This window comes from Shewanella sp. NKUCC06_TVS (genome assembly GCF_019345515.1).
GTDB lineage: Bacteria > Pseudomonadota > Gammaproteobacteria > Enterobacterales > Shewanellaceae > Shewanella > Shewanella oncorhynchi.
This window is the reverse complement of sequence record NZ_JAHKQX010000016.1, coordinates 22264-48493: the sequence shown is the minus strand read 5'-3', so window position 1 is coordinate 48493 and position 26230 is coordinate 22264. Positions and strand designations below refer to the sequence as shown.

Here is a 26230-nt window from a genome sequence, read left to right as displayed (position 1 = left end):
ATAGAAATGATAAAAAACAAACATTGGAGTCGTGAGGTAAATATGGATATGTTGTTAGCAGAAAATTCCCCCATTCGTCGGCAGTTGTTAGAGCAAAAGCTGGCGCAGTTTAAAGACCCGCATCTTGCCCATACGATCTCGGCGTTTATTCGCAGTAGTGTCGATCTCTATCCCTGTGCAATCGAAGACTATACCCAGTTAGGTAACAGCCGACAGGGTGGATTGCCGGATTTGCCTGTTGGCATGGATTATCCTGTGACCTTGGTCGGAAGGGAGGAGATGCTGGATGGCTATGTTGAGAGCTTTGGCCATACCCGCGAGTTTATTAATGAGCATTGGCGGGAGGACTGGCAGGACGATTGGGAGACAGATGAGGCGCATCTTTGGGACTGGGACGAGGCGGCGCAAGCCTTCCGTGTGCCCATGCAATTTATCGCACAGCTCAACTGTAGCGACCTGAAGGCGTTTCAATTTTATTTGCCTCGAGAAGGGCGATTGTTGTTCTTTTTGGAGCGCTGGCGATTCTCGGAAATGCTTCGCGGCCATGTCTATTATGTCGCTGAGGATCAACAACTGAACTCTGGGAAAGGGATTGCCGAACTTAAGTTCGACGATGCGGCATGTGCAAACTATGAGTATCAGACGGCTTATCAACTTCAGGGAATTACCAGCATTAAGATGATAGCCACTGACATGATTAATAGTGACAACCCGCATTTATTAAAGTTAGCCAAGGCACGTTTACAAGCGCTACCTGAACAGCAGCAAGCTATGGTGCTACAAACCCTTGAGGTTGTGGATGACGAATTGACTCCAGAGTGGCAAGATCAGCTCAAGGGCTATGAGCTGATGCAAATGAATAAGCAGGGGTTAATCCCCGGTCAGATTCTCACTCAACCGCAATGGGCTGCATTGCCCGGGTGGCGGTCATCCAACTTGCAGGCATTGCTCGTTCCCGAGCAGCCGCTGCCCTATTTCGATGGGATAGCCAGCATTAATGGCCATGGAGATAGCCGCTATAAAGCCCCCGAACTCCACGCCGCGGCTGAGTTAGGCGGCAATGCCGAAGATTATCTGGTGCTGCTCAAAGTTGTCTATAGTGAGCACTCTATGCAATTGAATTTTATTATCCACTGGGACGATTTAGCGTTAGGAAAATTCGATCGCATTTACTGCATATATGATTATTAGTTCATCGAAAGGTTGGCTACACCCAACCTTTTTGCTGGGCGATACGGGCTACACAGCAATAGGAGTACATCGAGACGATTGAAGGTGTATGTTGCGACCGATTAAAAGAAGAGTCACAAGCACAATTTAGTGCCTTTGAATGAATATGAGTTATAAATGATTGATTCTAGGAGAAATGATTACGACTGAATAGATTGAGCGCTTGATGATTATATTTAATTATTTCAATCAGTTAATAGAGGTTGGTTAACCTATGCCATTATATGAGGGCATCGTTGAGCAGCCTCATTTGGTTTACCCTCCACTGAAAATCATGGTTCCCCTCCCACGACCTTGATTCAACTCGACCGCTAGGCTGCATTAACGTCTGAGTTCTAACTTGTATTCCTTATTAAGTCACCGTCATTTTCTCCGTGGTTAGGTCGCAAGACTGACCATAAGGCCGCCACTTACATCCCCATAAACATTCTGCTACTGAGCCACTCGACCCCCATATACCGACAGGGTGTCGGAATAAATAGTCAGCATATAAAGTATACTTTGTATCATTTTGTGGTTTAATCGAAACATCTGCTGCCGATTTTAGCAACATTTTGGGCGGCGATGCGGTAACAAGGTTGTGAATCGATAATAATAAAGTGACCTCTTGTGAAGGATGACATTTGAGGGAACATGGTCGAGGAGAACTCGCCTATGCGTTCGTGGATGTTAGCGTGTGTGTTTATCTGTACTGCGGGTTTTGGTGGGGCAGCATGGGCAAAACTCGATGTGGTTTTTTTTAATCCTGGGGCTGTCGATGACAGTTTTTGGGGAGATGTCGACCAATTGATGTTGGCGGCATCGACGACACTCGATATTAAACTCGATATCATTCATTCCGATCGCAATCACTTCAAGATGATCACCCAACTCGATGAGTTGTTAGCTTCTGCAAAGGCGTTACCTAATTACGTTATTCTGGTTAATGAAAAACAATCCGCGATAAAAATGTTGCAGGCGCTTTATCCTCACCCTGTCTATGTGCAATTGATTTTAAATGATATTTCCCCTGGTGAGCGTGATGTCTTGCTGCAAGATCCCCATTGGCAAGAATATCTGTTACCCGCCATTATTCCCGATAATTACGCTATTGGTTCGGCGACCGCTAAGGCCTTAATGGACGATTTAGAAGGAAAGGCGGCTAAAGTTCTGTTGATTTCGGGCGATAAATCGACGCCTGCTTCAGTGCTACGAACCCAAGGCGCCAGTGACTATTTCTTTATGCAGTCCAATGCCACTCTGACTCAAACGGTTTATGGCCAATGGAGTGAGGCTGTGGCTTATGGGCAAGCGTTAACCCTGCTGAATCGTTATCCTGATCTGAATGTGATTTGGACCGCCAGTGATCGTATGGCGATTGGGGTGCTTAAGGCATTGAAGGAAAAAGGTTTGGTGTCTGGTAAAGATGTATTTGTTGGTACGATCAATACTTCACCTGAGATTTTACAGCTTTGTCGCCAGCACTCTGTGAGTGTTATTGGTGGCGGGCATTTTTTGGTTGGCGCTTTAGGTTTGGTCGAATTGCAATATTATCAGCAGCATAAAAAATATCTCCCCTATGACAATGTTGCTTTGTTCGGTGTTTTGCAACCAGATTCGGCATTTTATCAAATGTTAGTTGCTCGAGATTGGCCACAGATTTTCCAGTCTCAGATTTTGAATAAGTTGCCCCTCAAGGCGTAATAACAGGTGTACATGAAGCATCGTAATCATTCTATTAGCCACAAGATGACGCTGATTATTATTGGGGTGAGCTCGTTTTTTGCTGTGTTAACTATGCTGGTACAGTTGATTTGGAACTATCAGGATAGTATCGATAATGCGACTTCGGATATCCGCGAGTATTCAGAATCTATTTTGCCAAGCGTGGCTAAGTCACTGTGGGACGTCGACCGTAGCTTGTTATCGGATTTGCTCTCTGGACTGGGGATGATGCCATTAGTGTCGAGTGTACATTTAGACAGTATCGATGGCGTCACTATGCATCTGGGTAAACCTTTGTTAACCGATGATGAGTCGCAAACTCTATTTCACTATCCTGTGACCTATCAAGAGCAGTCGATAGCGACTTTGACCGTAGGGTTAGATACCAATCGGCTTTACTACGAGCTGTGGCGGCAGTTGATTTTTATCGTGCTCGGTAATGGGTTAAAGACCCTATTGATGATTTATTTGATTTTGACCTTAGTGCGACTCATGGTGACAGATAGATTGTCGGCATTGGAAGATTTCACTAATAAAATCAATCTTAACTCGTTAAAAAAGTTATCTGTGCCCGAGACGGTAACCGCAAGACCCGATGAAATAGCCCATGTGGCATTGTCACTTAAGGGTATGTATCAAAGGATACGTAATGATTTAGCCATCAATAAACGTCAGCAACGTGCACTGCAACAACAGCAGCATTTATTGTCTGACTTAGTCAAAGAACGAACTAAAGAATTAGATTGGCAGTCGCAGTCGAATCAATTGTTGGCAGAGATTTCGTTGCAATTTTTGAGCATAGATACCTGCAATGTGGATAAAACCTTAACTGAAGTATGCCACAAAATAGGTCAGTTATTTGATGTTGAAAGGGTGAGTCTTCTCGAATTCAATCAGCAGCATGCCTATTACCGCAGCTTTTGGACCAGTGACTTACACGCAAATAAGGTCCAAGTGATTTCGGTAGATAATATTGCTCAACTGGCTAAAAAATTCGAGACGGAATCGACCTTAGTGATTGAGGATCTTGAGGCGTTAAAGGCTTTTTCACCACAGGAATATGAGGTAATGAAATCCGTGGGGATATGTTCGATTGCCGCCTTTGCGATTAAAAATGCTGGGGAGTTATTGGGATTGCTCTCGCTGTCGACTGTGTCGCGGCCATTAAATTGGAACGCCCAGAAAAAGAATATGCTGACCCAATTCGCCTCCGCATTGAACGAGTTACTGCTACGCGAACAGAAAGAGCGTCAGATGATAGTGCTACAACAAGCGCTGGTTGCCGCGAATAGCCAATTAAAGGTGATGGCTGAAACCGATGAGTTAACTGGCTTAGCTAATAGACGACCCTTTACCGAAAGATTAGCTACTGTGCTACAAGCTAACACTCCAGCGGGATTGTTAATGTTAGATATCGATTATTTCAAATCCTACAACGATACTTATGGTCATCTTGAAGGCGATACTGTGCTCAAGCAGGTGGCTGATGCCTTAGCACAGTGCGATATCCTGCCGCACAATGCTCTATTGGCTCGCATTGGTGGTGAAGAGTTTGCTTTGGTCGTCGAGCAGGTCACGCCAGCACAGTTAACGGCTATTGCTACGCAACTGTGTTATCTCGTTGAGCAACTCAATATTCCCCATCAAGTATCTCCGTTGGCTGTGGTGACGATCAGTATTGGCAGCGTGTTTTTGCCATTAGATAAGATCTCGGGGTTTAAGATGGCCGACGTATTACGCCGCGCCGATGTTTGCCTCTATCGCGCTAAGGATAAAGGTCGCAATAGAGTCGAGGTTGAAGTGATTTAATGGGAGCCGGTTGCAGGTGACGTTACTCTTTCGCCAAGATATCCCAACGCGTTGCTGGATTGGCTACTGAGCTTCAAGTGTCTAGGCTCTATGCTGCAAAATTGGAGACATATTCGGTTAGCATCACCACGCCACAGACGTCCTCAATCATGCTAACTAATTGATAACATTTATGTGAAACACAGCTGTAGATAAGTCGCTAAGATAAAAATTACTCAAGGTGAGGTAATATTAGGCGGCAGATGAGATATAATCTGCCGCCTATTGTCGATTTAGCGATGCACTCTGAGTGACATCCATGCTGCCATTCTGGACGTATTTTACGTAACGCAACTAAGCAAAGCCACGACTGCATAGTCAATTCTATTGGTTTAAATGTACGTTCTAGCAGCTCAATATCAAAGCCACCGCGCTCGGATGTCTAATGCATCGAGTCGAGTAAAATAATTAAATGCTGTATATTCAGTCGCTTCGACATAAAACATTACTTAAATGATGCAAGTGCATTAGCGCTATGCGTGGGCTGCGAGAGCGGAGTCACGCATAACTCGTGAATTTGCAGATATACTGAGTGCACCCTAAGGATTGTCATCTAAGCGCTCATTCATCTTAGGGATGAAAGTGGTCAATACAATTTTGTTGTGCAGCGACCAGACAAAGCAAACTTTGCTCAAATACAATGAATTCAACTGACACGCGAGCAATAAGGCGCGGGTTGGTCCTAGTTAGTCCAGTGTTAAATGAAAGGTGTTACATGAGTCTCTTTGATAACGTGATGATTATATTGTGTCTAATCGGCGCGAGTTGTTTTTTCTCTATGTCAGAAATTGCACTTGCCGCTTCACGTAAAATTCGTTTACGTCAGTTAGCCGATGAAGGCGATGCACGAGCAGAAAAAGTGCTGCAGTTACAAGCCGTTCCCGGCAGCTTTTTTACGGTAGTACAAATTGGTCTTAATGCCGTTGCCATCATGGGCGGTATTGTGGGTGAGTCGGCATTTCGGCCTTACTTCTATCAATTGCTTTCCCCTTTAGTCGCCGATCCTTGGTTGAGCCAATTGAGCTTTGTTTTATCCTTCATAGTGGTAACCAGTGCCTTTATTTTAGTCGCCGATTTAATGCCAAAACGCATTGCCATGGCGATGCCTGAGCCTGTCGCTTTAGCCGTTGTCGGGCCTATGTCTTTCTGTATTGTGCTATTACGCCCATTAGTGTGGTTTTTCAACGGCATGGCGAGTGGTATCTTTAAACTGCTGCAGATCCCAACCGTGCGTAACGATGCCATCACCTCCGACGATATTTATGCCGTCATGAATGCGGGCGCCGAAGCTGGGGTGCTAGATCGCGGTGAGCAACAGATGATGGAAAATGTGTTTGAAATGCAAACCGTTTCTGTAACTTCGGCCATGACGGCCCGTGAAAGCTTAGTGTACTTTTTACTGCAAGACAGTGAAGAAGATATCAAGCGTAAAATTTCTGAAGATCCCCATACTAAGTTCCTCGTCTGCGATGGTCAGTTGGATATGATCAAAGGCTTCGTGGATGCGAAAGAATTGCTGATCCGTGTGATCAACGGTGAGAATATCATCTTAAAAGGCAGTAACTTAATCCATACTTCGCTGATCATTCCCGATACGCTGAGCCTGTCAGAAGCGATGGAATACTTTAAAAATAGTCGCGCCGATTTTGCCGTGGTCATGAACGAATACGCCTTAGTGGTGGGGATTGTGACAACTAACGATCTACAGCGCGCCGTAATGGGGGCTTGGTCATTGCACGAGAGCGAAGAGCAGATCATCGCCCGTGATAGCAACTCTTGGTTAGTCGACGGTGTGACGCCTATTACCGACGTAATGCGCGCCTTTGGTATTGAGGAGTTTCCGCATAATCAGAACTACGAAACCATTGCTGGTTTTATGATGTATATGCTGCGTAAAATCCCTAAGCGTACGGATTTCGTGAACTATGCGGGCTATAAATTTGAGGTGGTCGATATCGATTCGTACAAGGTCGATCAGCTATTGGTGACCCGTATCGATCCTATTGATAAGCTCAACTCGCCGGATGTGTAATCCTGTCATCTTGTGTTGATTGCCTTGCGATAGAAATCCTGTGGCAATAGCTCGTTAGCACCAATTTGATCGCAACTGTTCGATAGTGAAGCGGTTCTCTTTAGCTAAGTTTTTAGCTTTTTGAGAGCCGTTTCGGTTTTCTATCTCGTTGAAACTCTTCACTCGCACTTTTATTTTGTATTACTTTCCCCGTTTAAATCACATCCAAAAACGCATTAACGATGGGATCATCAAGTCGTTTCACTTTGCAGCAGCAACCTAATTCGAACGGCGGAATAGCAACCGGCGACGAGAGCAACTGAATGCGATCACGCACTGGGCTGTTATTGATCACCACTTCGGGGCTCATGCTCACGCCACAACCTAACGCTACCATAGAGGCGATCGCTTCCTGTCCCGAGACTTGGGCGTAAATATTAGGGCTGATGCCCATTTGTTTGAACCAGTTATCGGCGCGGCGCCGTCCTGGGCCGTGATCGGGGATGATAAATGGTACGCTCGACCAATCGATGGGCGTTTGACTCACTTGTTGCTGTACTGCACAGCGGATCGTCGGTGCGATAATCGACAGCGGCACATCGTCGATTTTGGCAAAGTGTAAGCTGCTGGGGAAAGGATCGGGCAGGGCAGCGATGGCGATATCGGCGCGATTCTGCTGCACTTCTGCTAGCGCGTTGGCTGCATCTCCTGTGGTTAAGGCGATTTCGACGAAGGGATGCTCTTGGCGGAATAAATCCAATAAACCCGGTAAATGACTGTAGGCAGCAGTGACCGAGCAATACAGATTCAGCCGACCGCGCAGCACGTCCTGCTTGAGACCGATACTGTGCTTGAGTGTGCTCCAATGGTTCAAAGTCTGCTCGGCGAATCGCTTAAACTCGTGTCCCGCGTGGGTTAAGGTCACGCTGCGATTATCTCGCTCTAACAGCTTAGCGTTCACTTCTTCTTCTAATCTTTGCAGGGCTCGGCTTAAGGTCGATGGGCTCACATGCATCTGCTCCGCCGTCTTGGCGAAGTGCAAACTGTCACATAAGTGCAGGTACAATTTGAGGGTACGAATATCCATAACTTATCCTGTTTAGCCTGAGCTTGAGTGCTGCATATTGCCGCCGATGTTGCTGCCAGTGTTACTGAGCGTTATTGCGGCTCACGTTGCGTATAATGCAATATGAAGTTCCGAATATATCATTTTAAGCAATGATAAGCATGGGTTATAGTGATTTCAATCACAACCAAGTCGTAACATTATGTTAGTTTGGTTGCGTCCAAAATTTCTGACTTATAGGTGGTATATCAGATGGCTAACTATTTTAACTCTCTGAATTTACGTCAACAATTAGCACAGCTTGGCCAATGTCGTTTCATGGATCGTTCTGAGTTTAGCGACGGCTGTAACTACATCAAAGATTGGAATATTGTTATTTTAGGTTGTGGTGCTCAAGGTCTTAACCAAGGCTTGAACATGCGTGATTCGGGTCTGAATATCTCTTTTGCCCTGCGTCCTGAAGCGATTGAACAGAAACGTGCCTCATGGCAAAAAGCAACCGATAACGGTTTCCGTGTCGGTACCTTTGAAGAATTAATCCCTGCGGCGGATCTGGTTCTTAATCTGACGCCGGACAAACAGCATTCAAACGTGGTTAACGCAGTTATGCCACTGATGAAGCAAGGCTCTACCTTGTCTTACTCACACGGCTTCAACATAGTTGAAGAGGGTATGCAAGTTCGTTCCGATATCACTGTGGTGATGGTTGCGCCTAAGTGCCCTGGCACTGAAGTGCGTGAAGAATACAAACGTGGTTTTGGTGTGCCTACCCTTATCGCGGTTCACCCAGAAAACGATCCAAACGGTGACGGTTTAGACATTGCTAAAGCCTATGCTAGCGCAACGGGTGGAGACAGAGCCGGTGTTTTACTGTCGTCTTTCATCGCAGAAGTGAAGTCGGATCTGATGGGCGAGCAAACCATTCTGTGCGGTATGTTGCAGACGGGTGCCATCTTAGGTTACGAGAAAATGATCGCCGATGGCGTTGAGCCAGGCTATGCGGCCAAGCTTATCCAGCAAGGTTGGGAAACGGTCACTGAAGCGCTGAAACACGGCGGCATCACTAACATGATGGACCGTTTGTCTAATCCAGCCAAGATTAAAGCATTTGAAATTGCAGAAGATTTAAAAGAAATTCTGCAACCATTATTTGAAAAGCACATGGATGACATCATCAGCGGCGAATTCTCACGCACTATGATGGAAGACTGGGCAAACGATGATGCGAACTTACTGCGTTGGAGAGCCGAAACTGGCGAAACAGGTTTCGAAAATGCGCCCGTATCGAGCGAGCATATCGACGAACAAACCTATTTCGACAAAGGTATTTTCCTTGTCGCTATGATTAAAGCGGGTGTGGAACTGGCGTTCGACACTATGGTATCTGCAGGTATTGTGGAAGAGTCGGCTTATTACGAGTCACTGCACGAAACCCCACTTATCGCTAACACGATTGCTCGTAAGCGTTTGTACGAAATGAACGTAGTGATTTCAGACACAGCCGAATACGGTTGCTACCTGTTCAATCACGCCGCCGTACCTATGCTGCGCGACTACGTTAATGCCATGTCATCTGAGTATTTAGGTGCTGGCCTGAAAGACTGCGCAACCGGTGTCGACAACCTAACGCTCATCGCTGTTAACGAAGCTATTCGTGAAACGGCAGTGGAATATGTTGGCGCTGAGCTTCGCGGTTACATGACAGATATGAAGAGCATTGTTGAGGCTTAAGTGATAGTTAGTTAAGCCTAGCATTGGGGGAGAGGGTTGAGACTCAAAGGACTTGGGTCTCAGCTCAGTTCCCAAGCAAGCTCAAGATAGTGAAACGCGCATCTTGAGCTTGCTTAGTGATAAATCAGTTAGTGAGAAACAAATTTTTTCCTGTTCAGTAGGTTGTCGAGCGGGCAAAAACGACACAGTTAGTGAGTCTATCGTTCAGTAGGTGAATCGCACCGACTGAGGCTCAACAGTTAACGTTTTACTTTGTTGTTTTGCATTGTCTCGGCAGGGAAGCTGAATTTTTTTTGACAAAAGATATTTTTTATTGTGTTTGGCCGTTGCTTTATGGTAAAGCTAATAGCTCGCGCTAGGGCAAAGCCCAAAGCGATACTAACTTTCATGCAATATCCCAATTTTAGAAACACCGATTAGGAATCCATATTGATGTTTAACCAAGCTGCCAAGCTCATTCTCGTGATTATTACCGTCGTGATTATTAAATCACAGCGGGGGCGGCGCATGGCGAACTGATAGACCTAAAAGGTTAAAAGTTTCGAAAGAACCCCCCGCTCCGAAAGGACCGGGGGGTTCTTCGTTTCAGGGCCTAGAGTAAGGTTCTAAGCTTCGAAAGAGTAAAAAATTAGCGTCGATTTTCGGCAATTCAGGACTAACGTAGCGAGAGAGAATATGGAACCAGGGCAGATGATCAGAGGTGCAGACGCGGTAATCAAAGTGTTAGCAGCACATGGAGTCACCACAGTGTTTGGTTACCCAGGTGGTGCCATTATGCCAATATACGATGCCCTCTATGGAAGCCCTGTTGAACATCTCTTAAGCCGTCACGAACAAGGCGCCGCCTTTGCCGCCGTAGGATACGCAAGAGCCAGCGGTAAAACCGGCGTGTGCTTCGCGACCTCAGGCCCAGGCGCGACTAACCTGATCACTTCCTTAGCCGACGCGCTGTTAGATTCAGTGCCTATCGTGGCCATCACAGGCCAAGTCTCCACCGCCGTTATCGGCACCGACGCCTTTCAAGAAATCGACGTGCTGGGCATGTCACTGAGCTGCACTAAGCACAGTTTTATGGTGACAAACATCAACGATCTTATCCCAACCTTGTATCAAGCTTTTGAGATCGCCGCATCCGGCCGCCCTGGCCCTGTGTTGGTCGATATCCCGAAGGATATCCAACTCGCTCACCTCGAATACCGTACACCTTTGCTGGCCGTCATGAACGAACCCCAAGCCGAGATGAGTGATATCGACGCCGCCCGTGCGCTGTTGGCTGAGGCTAAACAGCCTATGTTGTATGTCGGCGGTGGTGTAGGTATGGCGGGCGCGGTCGATCAACTGCGTGAGTTTATCAAAGTGACGGGCATACCTTCGGTCGCAACCTTGAAAGGGCTGGGCAGTATCGCCCACGGCACACCCGGCTACTTAGGCATGTTAGGCATGCATGGCGGCAAGGCCGCTAACTTAGCGGTACAGGATTGCGATTTGCTAATCGTGGTTGGCGCCCGTTTCGACGACAGAGTCACCGGCCGTTTAGCGAGCTTTGCCGACAAGGCCAGAGTGATCCATTTAGATATCGACGCCGCCGAACTGGGCAAATTACGTATGCCAGAGGTGGCAATCGCTGGTGACTTACGCCAAATACTACCTGCCTTAGCCATGTCGATGAACATCACGCCTTGGCAGGCCGAGGTGGAGCATTTATCCCGTAAACATCAATGGGATTATCAACACCCCGGCAGTTTGATCTATGCCCCAGCGTTGCTGCGTCGTTTAGCCAATAAGTTACCCGAAGACAGCGTAGTGTGTTGCGATGTAGGTCAGCACCAAATGTGGGTGGCCCAGCATATGTGGTTCCGCCGTCCAGAAGATCACCTGTCCAGTGCTGGCTTAGGCACTATGGGCTTTGGCTTACCCGCCGCCATTGGTGCGCAAGTGGCGCGTCCCGATGCGACTGTGGTGACTGTCTCTGGTGATGGTTCTTTTATGATGAATGTGCAGGAGCTGACCACCATCAAACGCCGTAAGCTGCCGGTGAAAATCGTGCTGGTTGATAACCAAAAGCTTGGCATGGTGAAGCAGTGGCAACAGCTATTTTTTGAAGAGCGCTACAGCGAAACGGATTTATCAGATAACCCTGATTTTGTCTTATTGGCCTCTGCTTTTGATATTCCCGGCCGGACGATTTTTTCTTCCGACGAAGTGGAAGAAGCCTTAACCGAAATGTTAGCGGCTAAGGGCCCGTATTTATTACACGTTGCAATCGACGATGCTTTTAACGTTTGGCCACTGGTGCCCCCCGGCGCATCAAACAGCGATATGATGGACGAAATGGAGAAACAAACATGATCCACTCTCTGGAATTAACGGTTCAACAACGCCCCGAAGTGCTTGAGCGTGTTTTGCGCGTGACTCGCCATCGCGGCTTTACGATTACCCAAATGCAGATGCGTATGAATGACGATGCGAGCCTGTCGTTGGATATGGAGGTCGATAGCGAACGTGCGATCGAACTGTTAAGTAATCAGCTGAATAAACTGATTGATGTGACCCAGTGTAAGGTATTGTTACCACTGAGCTTGCAACAAACGGCAAATGCTTAAGCATTCGTCATGTGAATTAAGAATACCATTTTCGATTTGAGATAAAGGATACAGTCAATGCCAAAGTTACGTTCAGCTACCAGTACCGAAGGCCGCAATATGGCGGGTGCCCGTGCGCTATGGCGCGCCACAGGGGTGAAAGACAATGATTTTGGTAAGCCAATTATCGCCATTGCTAACTCCTTTACTCAGTTTGTACCGGGTCATGTGCACTTAAAAGACATGGGCTCACTTGTGGCGAGCGCCATCGAAGAAGCGGGCGGTATCGCCAAAGAATTCAATACGATCGCAGTCGATGATGGTATCGCCATGGGCCACGGCGGCATGCTTTACAGTCTGCCATCGCGCGAGCTTATCGCCGACAGTGTGGAATACATGGTTAATGCCCACTGCGCCGATGCTTTAGTGTGTATCTCCAACTGCGACAAGATCACACCTGGCATGTTGATGGCGGCGCTGCGCCTCAATATTCCCGTCGTGTTTGTCTCTGGTGGACCGATGGAAGCGGGTAAAACTAAGCTGTCGGATAAACTCATCAAGCTCGACTTAGTCGATGCTATGGTGGCGGGCGCCGATTCGAACGTGAGCGATGAAGACAGTGCCAAAATCGAGCGTAGCGCGTGCCCAACCTGTGGCTCTTGCTCTGGCATGTTTACCGCCAACTCAATGAACTGTTTAACCGAAGCACTAGGGTTATCGCTGCCGGGTAACGGTTCTATGCTGGCAACCCACGCGGATCGCCGCGAGCTGTTTTTAGAAGCGGGTCGCCGCGTGATGGCGTTGGCAAAACGTTATTATCATCAAGATGATGAATCGGCATTGCCACGTAATATCGCGAATTTCAAAGCCTTTGAAAATGCCATGACCTTAGATATCGCCATGGGCGGTTCATCTAATACCGTATTGCATTTATTGGCCGCCGCGCAGGAAGCCGATGTTGATTTTACCATGGCGGATATTGACCGTATGTCGCGCCTTGTGCCGCACCTTTGTAAGGTTGCGCCATCGACGCCTAAATACCATATGGAAGACGTGCACCGTGCGGGTGGGGTGATGGGGATTTTAGGTGAGCTAGACAGAGCCGGATTGCTGCATACCGATGTGTTCCATGTGGCGGCCGATGAAGGTGGCAATTTGAAGTCTGTATTGGCGAAATACGATGTGATGCAGACGGAAGATGAAAAAGTAAAACATTTCTTTATGGCGGGACCTGCGGGGATTCCGACCACTAAAGCCTTTAGCCAAGATTGTCGCTGGCCGTCACTGGATAATGACAGACAAGAAGGCTGTATCCGTAGCCGTGAGTTTGCCTTTAGCCAAGAGGGCGGGCTTGCCGTATTGTCGGGCAACGTGGCCGAAAACGGCTGTATCGTTAAAACTGCGGGCGTAGATGAATCTAATCTGACCTTCATCGGCTCGGCGCGCGTTTATGAAAGCCAAGATGATGCAGTGGCGGGCATTTTAGGCGGTGAAGTGGTGTCGGGCGACGTGGTTGTTATCCGTTACGAAGGCCCGAAAGGTGGCCCAGGTATGCAAGAAATGTTGTATCCAACCAGTTACTTAAAATCACGCGGGCTAGGCAAGGCCTGCGCGCTGATCACCGACGGTCGTTTCTCCGGTGGCACTTCAGGTTTATCGATTGGCCACGTCTCACCCGAAGCGGCAGCTGGCGGCACTATCGCCTTGATTGAAAATGGCGATCGCATCGAAATTGATATACCCAAGCGCAGCATCAAGCTGGCGTTAAGCGATGCTGAACTCAATGCTCGCCGCGAAAAAATGCACAGTCTTGGCCCAATGGCGTGGAAACCTATTGGTCGCCAGCGTTATGTGTCACTCGCGCTTAAGGCCTACGCCATGCTCGCCACCAGTGCCGACAAGGGCGCGGTGCGCGATCGCAGTAAACTGGAGGACTAATTATGTTTACTGCATCTATGTTGCCACTTGCATCGCAAACTCAGGCGGATTTAGCCCATTTTCAGTTGGCACAAAGCTATCTGCAAAAAATCCTGTTGTCATCCGTGTATGACATAGCGAAAGTGACGCCGCTTTCCAGCATGAACAAGTTATCGGCGCGTTTAGGTTGTCAGGTATTTTTGAAGCGCGAAGATATGCAGCCAGTGCATTCCTTCAAGTTACGCGGTGCTTATAACCGTATCGCCCAGCTGACGAAAGAAGAATGCCAGCGCGGCGTGGTGTGCGCTTCGGCAGGCAATCATGCTCAGGGTGTAGCCATGTCGGCGGCGAGTCGCGGTGTGGATGCTGTGATTGTGATGCCCGAGACGACGCCCGATATTAAAGTTGATGCGGTGCGCCGTTTAGGTGGCAACGTGGTATTGCACGGCCAAGCCTTCGATCAAGCCAATGGCTTTGCGATGGCGATGGCTAAAGAAGAGGGCCGAGTCTATATCGCGCCCTTCGACGATGAAGCTGTGATCGCAGGCCAAGGCACTATCGCCCAAGAGATGTTGCAGCAGCAGCGCGATCTCGAAGTGGTATTTGTACCCGTGGGCGGCGGCGGTTTAATCGCGGGTATCGCAGCCTATTACAAGGCGGTAATGCCGCAGGTGAAAATTGTCGGCGTCGAGCCAGAAGACGCCGCCTGTTTAAAGGCAGCGATGGAAGCGGGCGAACCTGTGACACTGGCGCAAGTCGGTTTATTTGCCGATGGCGTGGCGGTTAAACGTATAGGCACTGAGCCGTTTAGAGTCGCGAAACTTTATGTCGATGAAGTAGTGACTGTCACCTCAGATGAAATCTGCGCTGCGGTGAAAGATATCTTCGAAGACACCCGTGCGATCGCCGAACCCGCAGGGGCCTTGTCCTTAGCTGGGCTTAAAAAATATGTCAGCACTAATGCCAATGGTGATTGCGGCAATGGTGAAAAGGTCGCAGCGATTTTAAGTGGCGCGAATGTGAATTTTCACAGTCTGCGTTATGTGTCTGAACGTTGTGAGCTTGGCGAGCAAAAAGAAGCGGTACTGGCGGTGAAAGTCCCTGAGCGTCCGGGAAGTTTCTTAACATTCTGTGAGTTGCTCGATAAGCGGGTGATGACAGAGTTTAACTATCGTTTCAGTAGTCGTGATCTTGCCGTGGTGTTTGCTGGCATTCGCTTAAGCCGAGGCCAAGGTGAGCTAGAACAAATCATTGCCACCTTAGAGGCCAATGGTTTTGAAGTGCAGGATTTATCCGGTGATGAAACCGCGAAATTGCATGTGCGTTATATGGTTGGCGGTCATCCACCTGAGCCTTTAGAGGAGCGTTTATTCAGCTTCGAGTTCCCCGAACATCCCGGCGCGCTGCTGAAGTTTTTAACGACCTTGCAGAGCAAATGGAACATCAGTCTGTTCCATTATCGTAACCACGGCGCGGCCTTTGGCCGAGTGCTGGCGGGGTTTGAAGTACCCGCGAGTGATGCCTTGCCGTTCCAACAGTTTTTAACTGAGCTGGGTTTCGTCTATCAAGAGGAAACCCAAAGTCCTGCCTATCAGCTGTTTTTAAATGCGGGTAACGGCAACAAGGCGTTACAACCTTAGCGCACCATGCGCGTGATAGTTATGTTAGTCATAACTAAGGCTAAAGGAGGAGCGCACAGGCGCTCCTTTTTGTGGTAGTTTTGTAGACTTCATACTCTAGCCGCCGATTAGCGCGCCACAGTTAAGTCGCTGACTTAATCCGCTGACGATTGGCTAACGAATAATAACTAGACTTCGACCTACACCTACACGCATTAAGGAGACATGATGTTACCAGCACCGCGTTTTACCGCTTTTAATCCTCCTCGCCGTATTTTAATGGGCCCTGGCCCGTCGGATGTTTATCCCGAAGTGCTTGCGGCGCAGTCCAGACCTACGGTTGGCCACTTAGATCCGCTGTTTGTGGGCATGATGGATGAGCTTAAGAGTCTGATCCAATACGCCTTCCAAACTAAAAACGAAATGACCATGGCGGTATCAGCGCCGGGCAGTGCGGGCATGGAAACCTGTTTCGTTAACTTAGTCGAGCCGGGTGAGAAGGTGATTGTCTGCCGTAACGGTGTGTTTGGTGAGCGTATGCGCCAAAACGTCGAGCGTATGGGCGCCATTGCCGTGCTGGTGGACAATGAGTGGGGCACACCTGTTGATCCTGCTGCGGTTGAAGCGGCACTGAAAGCCAATCCCGATGCCAAATTTTTAGCCTTTGTGCACGCCGAAACCTCAACTGGCGCCTTGTCCGATGCCAAAACTCTGTGCGCATTAGCCAAAACCTATGGTTGTTTGAGCATAGTTGATGCGGTGACTTCCCTTGGCGGCGTTGAGTTAAGAGTCGATGAATGGGGCATAGATGCTATTTATTCTGGCAGCCAAAAGTGTCTCTCCTGTGTACCGGGTTTATCGCCTGTGTCTTTCTCGCCTGCTGCCGTCGAAAAACTCAAGAATCGCAAGACCCCAGTGCAAAGTTGGTTCCTCGATCAAAGCTTAGTGATGGCCTATTGGACCAGCGCGGGCGGCAAGCGCAGTTACCATCACACTGCGCCAGTGAATGCGCTTTATGCACTGCATGAATCCCTGCGTATTTTAGCGGCCGAAGGCTTAGAGAATGCGTGGCAACGCCATCATGACATGCACTTAGTGCTGCGTGCTGGGCTTGAAAAGTTAGGGCTTAACTTTGTGGTGGCCGAAGATTCGCGTCTGCCACAACTTAACGCAGTTTATATTCCTGCAGGTGTCGATGATGCCGCGGTGCGGGCTCGTTTGCTCAAAGATTACAATCTCGAAATCGGCGCAGGCCTTGGTGCTCTTGCGGGTAAAGCATGGCGCATTGGCCTCATGGGTTTTGGTGCCCGTCGTGAAAATGTCGCCTTATGCCTCAAGGCATTAGAAGAAGTGTTGAACTAATATGCCAAGATTACGCCTTGCCTTTTGCGGGCTAATGATCGCTTTGCTCAGTGCCTGCTCGGTGAATAATACCAGCAATGTTTCCTGCGATTTTGTGCGCGGAACTAACAATAATCAAAGCATGCGCGACGCGAGCGGCCACGATACGGGCAGCGCCGATGAGCGGCAAAAGGATGTCGGTATCGGCTTCTTGAATGTTATCTTCGGCAGTATCAGCCGAGCACTTTCTTCCGATGATTCATCGGATGGAAAGTGTTTGTAACTTAGTTAGTTTTAGTGGTTTTGATTAAACGAAAATCCCCGCAATGCGGGGATTTTTTAATTTTGTTAATAAAGTCGCTTTTGGCAGCAGGTAATATTGATTTAGCACTGTCATTCCAGTGATACACCTACTTTGGTTTAAAAATAAGTCATCCCAATAGGCTCGACGATGACATCTCCTGCATATGGCTAGATTTATAACAAGACTAGAATGTCGCGAACACATGGATGTGAATGAGCGATCATGCCGCCAACGGTCACTTCCACGACAGTGCTTAATCCCATTAAACCCTTGGTATGCCTGATAGTCTGTTATTTACAATTATGCATTCCGAGAATTTAACAATGGGTGGCTCGTTAAGCTTTTTTGACTTGCGAAGGAATATTATGGCTAGCAACAGAGTAAAACGATGTTTAAAATAAATTTAAGTTTGCGCTAATGCTTTCTTAGGGACATTAAACTTTTAACCTATTACAGGGTAGTTATTTTGAGTACAAATCTACAACCATTTTTTATTGTGCAATCAGATCCTGATGGTAAGGGAATACCGTATTTTATGGATAAACATTGGACTCCTGAGCTACCTGACTATGAGTTTTATGACTCACCACCATGTGAGGTTGATTTTTTAAATGCTTATTCTCTTAAAGCAAAAACATATCAACTGAATGGTGATTATTTGGTTGATGAAAATTTAGTTTCTAATGAAATGTTATACTTGTGTGAAAAATTAAATATTAAGTGTATTCGTATTCCTGTCGATATTAACTTGCATCGAGGAGTTCGTCCGCAGAAAAAGTACTTTTTATTTTTTCCACTAAGTTATTTGTCTATCTTAGATAAGGATGAGTCCACTTATACTATCTCGATTGACTTAGATTCTGGAAAATTGAACACGCAAGAGGAACGTGGGTTAAAGAAGACATATTATGAGTCTATAGATAAATTTAAAATAAAGAATAATATTCATGAACATTTATTCTTTTGTAACGAGATAGCGGCTTCTGTATGTTCTATTCAGTTTAAAAATGAGTACGAAGCTCTTGGTTTAACGGGGGTGAGTTTTAAGGAGATAAATGAACATTATCAGTATTCTGCATGGAGCTGAGTGCATCATAAAATGAAAATATTGAAGCTAAGTACAAGGAGTGAATAATGGACTGGATTGAGTTAGAAGAAAAATGCTTTGAAATTACATACGATACAATCAAGATGTTATTGTTAGAAAATAAAGATGAGGCATTCTATGCGGTATCTCTTTACACTGACAGTAGTGCCATGTCAGCATCATTAAGTGCTAGCTCTGAGGGTAAGCTTAAAAGCATTCTCGCTGCTGAAGAAGATCAAAGCATAGAGTGTGAAAATTACTATAGATGGGCAGTATCTGAGTGGTTTTATGACGGATATAATGCGGGAGCATTCTCCAAAATAAGTAAGATGCTTCGAGAGGACTCATCTCGAGAAATAAACTTTGCAAAGTTTAAAAATAAACTAATTCAGACATTATCAAACGTACTGGTCAGAATAAAAAGAGAACTGCCTATTGAGCTAAATTCGACAGTGTGTTTTGTTTCAATTACTGACGACGATGAGTCTGAGGAAATAGAAAACTCTTCTGCAAAATTAATAAACGATGCACCACTTTCAATGGCATTTATTTTAAGGTTTGACTAATTAATCGTACAGATTTATCTATAAAAATAGAAACATAATCATCTTTTTTAAAAAGATGAAAAAATAGGACAAACGCATATTTTCTTCATGGCGATTATTCTAAATCTTGATTCAAAAGATATGACTGCTGAGATGGTTACCCCTATCTGGGGATTGGACTTCGGTTTGGGTCGTTCTGGCTATCAGAATGTACGGTAGTTTATGGGATTAAGCACTGGCATGTAAGTGACCGTTGGCGGCATGGACGCTCTTTCACGTCCTGTGATCGCGGCATTCGCACTTCCGTATGCAGCAGATGACGCCGTCGAGCTCGCAGGGATGACTTATTTTTAAACCAAAGTTGGCGCGTCACTGGAATGACAGTACTAATCGCAACTCACTAAATATGCACAGGACAATCAGCCATCGCTTTTTGCTAATTGACATATAATGTCATCCCGCTATTATGGCTGCACCTCAGATTACACGAACAAGATCCTATAAATGAAAAAGTTATTTATTATGCTGGCGATGATTTTTGCGGTTAGCTTAGTTACTAGCCCTGTCGTTGAAGCGAAAAAATTCGGCGGTAGTAAGTCTATCGGCAAGAGTCACCAAACGGCTCCGGCTCAACCAGCGGCGACCAACACACCGACTACGGCGCCAGCGGGAGCACCGGGCAAAAAAGGTATGATGGGCGGCATGTTAGGCGGTTTATTAGCAGGTGGCTTATTGGCTGCGCTGTTTATGGGCGGTGGTTTTGAAAATATTCAAATCATGGATATTTTGATTATCGGTTTGCTGGCATTCGTGCTATTCAAAATCGTCCGTACTGTGATGGCCTCAAAAGCGGGGGCGCAGCAAAGACCAGCCTATGCGGGTGCTGGCCAACCCAATCCGAATATGCAGCGTCAACAGACTGAACAAACAGGTTTTGCCACCAATGCAAACAGCGGCAGCAATGGTTTTGGCCAAGCGACAAGCGCAGTTCCCTTCGATTTGCCTGCCGGTTTTGATTTACCAAGCTTTTTGGAAGGCGCTCGTAGTCACTACAAAACCCTGCAATTGGCGTGGAATGAAAACGACTTAAGCAAAATCCAAGAGTATGTTTCTATTGATCTTTACAATGAACTCAGCAACCAACGTCGCGAGTTAGTTGGCGATCAGCACACAGAAGTGATGTTTTTGGATGCAGAACTTGTCCGCGCCACACACAATGCAAATCTTGCGGAAGTGAGTGTTAAATTTAGCGGCCGCTATCGCGATACCGTTGAAGGCGTAGAAGAGGACATTAAGGAAATCTGGCATTTAGAGCGTAACGTAACACAAGCCAATTCACCTTGGTTGATCGTCGGTATCGAACAGTAATCAGCTCAGTGTTTAAAGCAGCCTTAATCTCTTAAGGCTGCTGTTTACATCCCCTTTCGTTTCAATCCAGCCTTCCCTAACAGTTCAACGTCATCGATAGATTGAAAAATCCGGCTGTCATCGCATTCACTATTGGCGGCAGCAAGACTTTGCTGATTATTTTAAAGTAGTTAATTAGTGCATCAATTGCTAAATAAAAAATCCCCGCACTTAGCGTGTATTTTGTTATTTTTCAAATGGTTACACAAATTGTCTGATGGCTATGGCGATAATCAGCACTGGGCAAACATACTTCACATACTTTGGCCAAATGCGCCAGAAAAGTCCTGTGCTATCGACACCTTCTTGCCCACGAATTACCTTGAGCAGCTGGGTTTGGCGCCAAATCCAACCTAAGTAAACCGCAATACCGAGGGCGACCAGCGGCTGGGCGATTTGGGTGGTCAGCATTATAGTGAAACTAAATAGCGTCTCAAAAAATACCGCCAGCAATAGGGATAATGAGGTCAGTAATAGGCCGATGATCAAGGTGGCGCGTTGACGGCTGAGTCCGAACTTTTGCATCACATAACTCGTCGGCACTTCGGCGATGGATATGGCCGAGGTTAAACCCGCGATGATCAGCAGAACAAAGAAAATCACGCTGATGATAAGGTTCGCCGTATCGCCTAAGGTGGAAAATAACGCGGGTAAGACAGTAAACACCAATGCATCCGAATCAAGTAACTTGCCCTCAGCGTTAAAAATCTCCACGCCATTGTGCTGGGCGACATACATGGCTGGGATGATTAAAAAGGCGGCGAGAAAGGCGATGCCGCTGTCGGTAAAGGCAACCCAGACAGTCAGTTTGGCGATATTCTCTTTTTGGCTCAGATAACTGCCGTACACCATCATGGCACCTGTGCCTATGGTAAGGGAGAAGAAGGTTTGTCCGAGCGCGCTGATCAAGGTATCTGGTGCCAGCGCCTTGGTAAAGTTAGGTGTGAGTAGCGCGCTTATCCCCTCGCTCGCACCATTTAGGGTGAAGATATACGCCACGCCCGCGATCAGCATGATCAGTAATAACGGCATTAAGCGTTTCGACCATTTTTCTATGCCTTCTTGCACGCCTTGCAGTAATACCAGAAAAACCAGCGTGCTGAAGATCAGTGTAAACACCAGATTACGTGACAGCGAAAAATCCACTAGCCAAGCGGCGGTGTCGTGCGAGCCCATAGCTTTGGCAATTGGCGCGATGGCAAAGCTGACAAACCAGCCGGAGAGAATGCTGTAGAAGGTATAAATCAATCCCGCTGTCACTATGGAGAGCAAACCTATGGTCTTGCCTAAACCGCGGGTGAGTGAGTTGAAGCCGAGTTTACCCATGGCATCGGCGGGGTTGGTTTGTCCGTGGCGACCTATCATAAGCTCGGCCATCAGCATGGGAATGCCTAGGATGAAAATCAGCACTAGGTACACAAGTAGAAAGGCGCCGCCACCATGGGTGGCCGCTTGGGTGGGGAATCCCCAAATATTGCCGACGCCAACGGCGCTACCGGCTGCCGCCATGATAAAACCTAAGCGTGAGCTGAAGTGGTTAGTTGAACTTGTATTGGCCGATTGCATTGTGCCTCCCGTAAAAAGAAGGCGTATCTTAGGCGGATAAATTAGGATTTCAACGCAATTTTAGTGCGTTAATTTGGTGTTAACCGGCAATAATTTATCGGTTTTTGGCTATAAGTTAATGTTGTGTGCCGCCTATCTGTTTTGTGCGAGATTTTATTGCTATCAGGTGCGACTGATGGTTGAGATTTGGCGAATCATTGCGATGATAAAAATTCATTGAATTGTGATCTTATGGTCAAAAAATACCGTATGGCAGATGCCTAACCGCTATTTTGTGCTATGACTGTTACTTGTGCATCTGTCTTGCTTGCGGTGTTTGCTGTGACTGTTGGCTTATGCTTGAATGTTGACGTGCCCTAAGGGAATGGCCGTGTGGTCCTTAACCTTTTTGAGGACAAAGCTGGAATGCACCCCTGCGATATGCACGTTGGTCGTGAGTTTATCTAACAGGAAAGTGCGAAAGTGCGCCATATCTTGTACTAGCACTTTAAGTTGATAGTCGGCCTCTGAGCCCGTGATCAGCGCGCATTCTTGGACTTCTTCGTAGGCGAGTGCATTGGTTTCAAATTGATTGAGAATCGCCGGTGTATGTTTCTCCATTCGAACATGGATATACGCGGTCAAATGCAGGTTGAACTTATCCGCCGACAGACGCGTTGCATAATCGGCAATATAACCCGCTTCTTCTAAGGCTTTAACACGGCGCGAGCAAGGAGATGGCGATAGTCCGACTTTATTGGCCAGTTCGAGATTCGATAATCTGCCGTGAGTTTGCAGTAAGCGCAGAATTGTTAAATCGAGTTGATCGAGTTTGTAGGGGTGAGTGTCTGTCATTGAAAGCTTAGGGTTAACTGAGTCAGCCTCTAGTTTGCCAGTCTTAGCCGACTTTGCCAAAAATCTTGATCAAATGAGACATTTTAAGGTTGTGACAGTGATAACGGATAGAGATTTTGGGAGTCGTGCTGTTTGGAACTCCCGTTATTTACCGCTATTGTTATGATACTAATAAGAGTGAGACACTGTATGCGCTTGAGTTTGTTGCTAATCTGCTTATTCATATTACCGACTTATGCATTTTCTGCATCGTTAACCATTGGTAGCGCTCTAAATCGACCGCCTTATATTATCGAAGATGCTGAATCAGGGCTTGAGATCGATATTATTAAGGCCGCGTTTAAGGAAATGGGGCAGCCAGTCAACTTCAAATTCTACTCTCGTAAACGCCAAGTTTTATATTTCAATAAAGATAGATTAGATGCTGTAATGACGATGAACCCTGCAAATGGCGTTGATGGTTATTGGTCCAATGATTATGTTGAATATACCAATGTAGCGATCAGTTTGGCCGAACAACGCCTGGAAATAACACGTATTGCGGATCTTAAAAAGTACAGTGTCGCCGCTTTTGAAAATGCTCGCTTCTTACTTGGCCCTGAGTTTAATGCCGTAGCGCAACAGACTATTTATCGTGAAGTCGATAGCCAATTAAGCCAGAACCGTATGTTGTACTTAGGTCGCATTAATACTGTGATTGCCGATCGTTATATATTCGCTCAACTGAATAAGTTCGTTGAGGATGATGTTGATACCCAGCAAGCATTAAGCTACCACTTTATTTTCCCCCCAACATCCTATCGAATGGTGTTCCACAACTCAGTGGCGCGGGATACTTTCAATCAAGGGCTCGCTAGAATTAAGGCCAATGGGATTTATCAGGCCCTAGTGGCAAAATACTTAGGCAGTGCTTAGCAATGCCTAAGTATTTAACTTCATAGTGTTTGAAGCTGTCGTATTTGAGTCGACAGCCAAATCGAGACGCTGAATTAACAGCGTTAGTGCTCAGATCCTTTAGCAAACGCATGGGAGAGTGGACGCAACTTACTGACAAAGAACACGCTACATCCGCTGATGATGGCGGCTAAAAAGGTTGAAAACAGTACATCCTGCGGCCAATGCATGCCAAGCAGCATACGGCTTAATCCCATCAAAAATCCCCAGATCCATAACGCCATGACTAAGCTAGGTAATCCAGCGAGTAGCAAATAGTAGCTGGCGGTAAGCACTAGCGTCACAGCAAAAATGGTATGTCCCGAAGGAAAAGAATAGCCGATTTCATCTTCCCAATGCTGATGGATCCGTGAGTCGAGTTTCAAGGCAGGTTCTGCAGCGATCAAGCCATCGAGTGCATTGGCAATTGTCTTTGAACGTGACTGTTTATCCAATTGATAAAAGGCATCGAGTGAAAGCGGTTCATGCTTAGGCAGTGCTTGTTCTGCTAGAAAAACGAGATTAGGTCTGGGTTCTTTAAAATAGGATTTGAGGGTGTGGCTTAAGCCTAAACTGATAACTTGGCTGAGGCTGATGGCAAAAAATAAACTTATAAAGAGTGGTTTAGGCATATGACGATAGGCGATCGCCAATACAAACAAGACTGTTGCGACGCCATAGGGCGCAGTGCCAGTCATGGTAATCCAATATAAGGTTTTGGCTAAGGTAGAGTGCAGATCGATCAGTGGAAACAGCTGATTCTGTGTCAGTAATAGTAAGCCCGGAATGGTTGCCAACAGTATCCAAGCTAAACCTAAACGGCGTAAAAGATAGACGCTATGGGTCAAAATATAAGCCTCTTCATAAAACGCCATAGGCTACAACGCGGCAATGGTTTTGCCAATAAAAAAATCCCGACAGCAAAAGATGGCGCTGTCGGGGGGTCTTCAAGGGTGGAGCGGTAGGGCGCTATTGCGCCGTGTTCTTAGGGTGATGCCTAGTCACGAACATCAAAATCAACAGTACGACTAACAGTAAACCTGAACCCATCAATAGGGCGTAATCTTCCAGTTGCAGTATCGAGTACAGCACGGCATATAAACTCACCAGCATAATGCCTACTAATGCACCGCGCTTAATACTTGCTGTGGCACTCCCTACGTAAGCCGATACCGACAGCACGGGAATACAGGCGGCAATTAAATAGGCATGCAAGAAGGCTAGATGCTCAGATAGCGAGAGTAGTAGCAAATAGAACAAGGCCATGGCGCTGCCGACTAACACATATTGAATCGTGCTAAGGCTGGTTTTTTGTCCAATTTCGAAGATAAACAACATGATAAAAGTCAGCACGATAAACAGTAGGCCGTATTTTACCGAGCGATCAATCTTGCCGTAGTGAGTCACTGGTTCGAATAAAATCGCATTAGCCGACACTTCAGTCAGAGTCGATTGATTACTCTTAATAAACTCTTGTGGATAGTTACGGGTTAAGTGGCTGATATTCCAACTTGCAGTAAAGCCTTGCGCGTTGATATCCCGTTCTGCGGGTAATAATCCCTTAAAGCTTGGATGCGGCCAGTCGGCGCGAATATTGATTAGCGTTTGCTCGCCTAGTGGCAATGCGCTGATAGACTGAGAGCCGCGTAGTGTCATGGCAAAATCCACACTAAAATCACTCGCTTCGCTGACTTGGATCTTTTGATTAAAGCCTTTTTCTAAACCGCCAGTGGTTAATCCCGTGCCCGACATCAGTGATCCAGAGAGTAATGTCGATTCACCGGTGATTTCAATTTTTTCTACTTTATCAATTGCTTGATTCGATGACACCCCAAAGACTAACCGGGCATTTTTGTTATCGAAGGCGATAAGGTTAGGAATATCATAACGGTTAAGGCTGAAGTCGGCCTGACCTTGTAGAGCTGCGTTATACACCAGCGATTGATAAATGCCACGGGTGCGAAAATCATGTTTTAGGTCTAAGTCGAGGGTGAGCTTTTTCGGTAGGATCACTAGCTCATCTTGATAGGTACGCTTCACTTCATGGCGAGTTTTACCGTCGTTACTGACTTCTTCTTGTAACACAAAATAGCTGTAAGGGATCACCAGCGCAGGACCTGAGAGGGTTTGCTGCTCACCCCATGAACGGCCGATTTCATCGACAACGCTGTGGTAAAGGGTTTGGCGATCAGAAGTCATATCCATAATGATCCCCAGCGGGATCAACGCGAGGATTGAGAGTATGCCAATGGTTAAGGCTTTTAATAAGGTGGTGTTTTTTAATGCCGTTCCCTTTGCGGTGGCTGCTGCCCACGGTTCTTGTGCTGACATATCGATTCCTTGACTTCGATTAAATTTTTTGAGGAGTGCGCGCACCACTAAATAGGCTGCGCTACCAAATAAGGCCAAACTAAGTAGGGTGAGTACCCAGAAAATAATGCTGAACATTGAATTTCATTCCCTATGAAATACGACCGAGACTTATCCGCTAAGATTGTGCAGAGT

At 46.7% G+C, this 26230-nt stretch carries 20 protein-coding genes; 15 read left to right on the top strand and 5 right to left on the bottom strand.

What is annotated here, in order from left to right:
* Positions 1 to 42: 42 nt before the first annotated feature.
* From KO531_RS17060 to KO531_RS17045, 4 genes are all read left to right on the top strand, one after another.
* Entirely contained in the window at positions 43 to 1191 is a 1149-nt protein-coding gene (locus tag KO531_RS17060; protein WP_219251773.1) for a DUF1963 domain-containing protein, read from the top strand.
* A gap of 693 nt (positions 1192 to 1884) precedes the next feature.
* Positions 1885 to 2913: an ABC transporter substrate-binding protein gene (locus KO531_RS17055; RefSeq protein ID WP_219251772.1), complete on the top strand. Its 1029-nt coding sequence runs from the start codon at positions 1885 to 1887 to the stop codon at positions 2911 to 2913.
* A 45-nt stretch (positions 2914 to 2958) separates the two neighbouring features.
* On the top strand, positions 2959 to 4743 hold the full coding sequence (locus KO531_RS17050) for a GGDEF domain-containing protein (RefSeq protein WP_198573269.1): 1785 nt from the start codon (positions 2959 to 2961) through the stop codon (positions 4741 to 4743).
* Between the two features lie 754 nt (positions 4744 to 5497).
* On the top strand, positions 5498 to 6814 hold the full coding sequence (locus KO531_RS17045; protein WP_219251771.1) for a hemolysin family protein: 1317 nt from the start codon (positions 5498 to 5500) through the stop codon (positions 6812 to 6814).
* Positions 6815 to 7007: 193 nt separating this feature from the next.
* Here the strand turns inward: KO531_RS17045 and ilvY are convergent, their stop codons facing one another.
* Positions 7008 to 7880: an HTH-type transcriptional activator IlvY gene (ilvY, locus tag KO531_RS17040; RefSeq protein WP_219251770.1), complete on the bottom strand. Its 873-nt coding sequence runs from the start codon at positions 7878 to 7880 to the stop codon at positions 7008 to 7010.
* Between the two features lie 231 nt (positions 7881 to 8111).
* On the opposite strand from ilvY, the gene ilvC reads away from it, so the two are divergent.
* The 10 genes from ilvC to KO531_RS16990 all read left to right on the top strand — a co-directional run bounded on the left by ilvC (position 8112) and on the right by KO531_RS16990 (position 20353).
* Positions 8112 to 9590 carry a ketol-acid reductoisomerase gene (ilvC, locus tag KO531_RS17035; RefSeq protein WP_219251769.1) on the top strand — a complete coding sequence of 493 codons (1479 nt, stop codon included), beginning with the start codon at positions 8112 to 8114 and terminating at the stop codon, positions 9588 to 9590.
* 675 nt (positions 9591 to 10265) lie between these two features.
* Positions 10266 to 11939, top strand: coding sequence for an acetolactate synthase 2 catalytic subunit (gene ilvG / locus KO531_RS17030; RefSeq protein WP_219251768.1), 1674 nt, complete (start codon positions 10266 to 10268; stop codon positions 11937 to 11939).
* Positions 11936 to 12193, top strand: a complete 258-nt coding sequence (gene ilvM / locus KO531_RS17025) for an acetolactate synthase 2 small subunit (protein ID WP_006083459.1) — start codon at positions 11936 to 11938, stop codon at positions 12191 to 12193. The genes ilvG and ilvM overlap by 4 nt, the downstream gene beginning before the upstream one ends.
* 57 nt (positions 12194 to 12250) lie before the next feature.
* Complete coding sequence (gene ilvD / locus KO531_RS17020) at positions 12251 to 14110, top strand: dihydroxy-acid dehydratase (RefSeq protein ID WP_219251767.1); 1860 nt, start codon at positions 12251 to 12253, stop codon at positions 14108 to 14110.
* A gap of 17 nt (positions 14111 to 14127) precedes the next feature.
* Positions 14128 to 15729, top strand: a complete 1602-nt coding sequence (gene ilvA / locus KO531_RS17015) for a threonine ammonia-lyase, biosynthetic (protein WP_219251830.1) — start codon at positions 14128 to 14130, stop codon at positions 15727 to 15729.
* Positions 15730 to 15936: 207 nt separating this feature from the next.
* The gene (locus KO531_RS17010) at positions 15937 to 17070 is read left to right on the top strand and encodes an alanine--glyoxylate aminotransferase family protein (RefSeq protein ID WP_219251829.1); all 1134 of its coding nucleotides are present in this window, start codon (positions 15937 to 15939) and stop codon (positions 17068 to 17070) included.
* A gap of 1 nt (position 17071) precedes the next feature.
* On the top strand, positions 17072 to 17332 hold the full coding sequence (locus tag KO531_RS17005) for a hypothetical protein (protein WP_219251766.1): 261 nt from the start codon (positions 17072 to 17074) through the stop codon (positions 17330 to 17332).
* Positions 17333 to 17819: 487 nt separating this feature from the next.
* Entirely contained in the window at positions 17820 to 18440 is a 621-nt protein-coding gene (locus tag KO531_RS17000) for a DUF1629 domain-containing protein (protein ID WP_219251765.1), read from the top strand.
* Between the two features lie 47 nt (positions 18441 to 18487).
* On the top strand, positions 18488 to 19006 hold the full coding sequence (locus tag KO531_RS16995; RefSeq protein ID WP_219251764.1) for a DUF4303 domain-containing protein: 519 nt from the start codon (positions 18488 to 18490) through the stop codon (positions 19004 to 19006).
* A gap of 483 nt (positions 19007 to 19489) precedes the next feature.
* On the top strand, positions 19490 to 20353 hold the full coding sequence (locus KO531_RS16990) for a TIM44-like domain-containing protein (protein ID WP_219251763.1): 864 nt from the start codon (positions 19490 to 19492) through the stop codon (positions 20351 to 20353).
* 240 nt (positions 20354 to 20593) lie between these two features.
* Here KO531_RS16990 and KO531_RS16985 read toward each other — a convergent pair whose 3' ends face one another.
* Both KO531_RS16985 and KO531_RS16980 read right to left on the bottom strand, forming a co-directional pair.
* The gene (locus KO531_RS16985; RefSeq protein WP_219251762.1) at positions 20594 to 21958 is read right to left on the bottom strand and encodes a sodium-dependent transporter; all 1365 of its coding nucleotides are present in this window, start codon (positions 21956 to 21958) and stop codon (positions 20594 to 20596) included.
* 333 nt (positions 21959 to 22291) lie between these two features.
* Complete coding sequence (locus KO531_RS16980) at positions 22292 to 22792, bottom strand: Lrp/AsnC family transcriptional regulator (protein WP_105253008.1); 501 nt, start codon at positions 22790 to 22792, stop codon at positions 22292 to 22294.
* 189 nt (positions 22793 to 22981) lie between these two features.
* On the opposite strand from KO531_RS16980, the gene KO531_RS16975 reads away from it, so the two are divergent.
* The gene (locus KO531_RS16975) at positions 22982 to 23707 is read left to right on the top strand and encodes a transporter substrate-binding domain-containing protein (protein WP_198573143.1); all 726 of its coding nucleotides are present in this window, start codon (positions 22982 to 22984) and stop codon (positions 23705 to 23707) included.
* Between the two features lie 83 nt (positions 23708 to 23790).
* Here the strand turns inward: KO531_RS16975 and KO531_RS16970 are convergent, their stop codons facing one another.
* Both KO531_RS16970 and creD read right to left on the bottom strand, forming a co-directional pair.
* Positions 23791 to 24573: a phosphatase PAP2 family protein gene (locus KO531_RS16970; protein ID WP_251068997.1), complete on the bottom strand. Its 783-nt coding sequence runs from the start codon at positions 24571 to 24573 to the stop codon at positions 23791 to 23793.
* A gap of 121 nt (positions 24574 to 24694) precedes the next feature.
* The gene (gene creD / locus KO531_RS16965) at positions 24695 to 26173 is read right to left on the bottom strand and encodes a cell envelope integrity protein CreD (RefSeq protein WP_168825956.1); all 1479 of its coding nucleotides are present in this window, start codon (positions 26171 to 26173) and stop codon (positions 24695 to 24697) included.
* Positions 26174 to 26230: the final 57 nt, after the last annotated feature.

Bases quoted from the DNA above. Each gene is read 5' to 3' on its own strand.
- KO531_RS17005 (WP_219251766.1), top strand. From the start codon at position 17,072: ATGCCAAGATTACGCCTTGCCTTTTGCGGGCTAATGATCGCTTTGCTC.
- ilvC (WP_219251769.1), top strand. From the start codon at position 8,112: ATGGCTAACTATTTTAACTCTCTGAATTTACGTCAACAATTAGCACAG.
- ilvM (WP_006083459.1), top strand. From the start codon at position 11,936: ATGATCCACTCTCTGGAATTAACGGTTCAACAACGCCCCGAAGTGCTT.
- ilvA (WP_219251830.1), top strand. From the start codon at position 14,128: ATGTTGCCACTTGCATCGCAAACTCAGGCGGATTTAGCCCATTTTCAG.
- KO531_RS17060 (WP_219251773.1), top strand. From the start codon at position 43: ATGGATATGTTGTTAGCAGAAAATTCCCCCATTCGTCGGCAGTTGTTA.
- ilvY (WP_219251770.1), bottom strand. From the start codon at position 7,880: ATGGATATTCGTACCCTCAAATTGTACCTGCACTTATGTGACAGTTTG.
- ilvG (WP_219251768.1), top strand. From the start codon at position 10,266: ATGGAACCAGGGCAGATGATCAGAGGTGCAGACGCGGTAATCAAAGTG.
- KO531_RS17055 (WP_219251772.1), top strand. From the start codon at position 1,885: ATGCGTTCGTGGATGTTAGCGTGTGTGTTTATCTGTACTGCGGGTTTT.
- KO531_RS17045 (WP_219251771.1), top strand. From the start codon at position 5,498: ATGAGTCTCTTTGATAACGTGATGATTATATTGTGTCTAATCGGCGCG.
- KO531_RS17010 (WP_219251829.1), top strand. From the start codon at position 15,937: ATGTTACCAGCACCGCGTTTTACCGCTTTTAATCCTCCTCGCCGTATT.
- KO531_RS16995 (WP_219251764.1), top strand. From the start codon at position 18,488: ATGGACTGGATTGAGTTAGAAGAAAAATGCTTTGAAATTACATACGAT.
- KO531_RS17050 (WP_198573269.1), top strand. From the start codon at position 2,959: ATGACGCTGATTATTATTGGGGTGAGCTCGTTTTTTGCTGTGTTAACT.
- ilvD (WP_219251767.1), top strand. From the start codon at position 12,251: ATGCCAAAGTTACGTTCAGCTACCAGTACCGAAGGCCGCAATATGGCG.
- KO531_RS16980 (WP_105253008.1), bottom strand. From the start codon at position 22,792: ATGACAGACACTCACCCCTACAAACTCGATCAACTCGATTTAACAATT.
- KO531_RS16975 (WP_198573143.1), top strand. From the start codon at position 22,982: ATGCGCTTGAGTTTGTTGCTAATCTGCTTATTCATATTACCGACTTAT.
- KO531_RS16990 (WP_219251763.1), top strand. From the start codon at position 19,490: ATGAAAAAGTTATTTATTATGCTGGCGATGATTTTTGCGGTTAGCTTA.
- creD (WP_168825956.1), bottom strand. From the start codon at position 26,173: ATGTTCAGCATTATTTTCTGGGTACTCACCCTACTTAGTTTGGCCTTA.
- KO531_RS16985 (WP_219251762.1), bottom strand. From the start codon at position 21,958: ATGCAATCGGCCAATACAAGTTCAACTAACCACTTCAGCTCACGCTTA.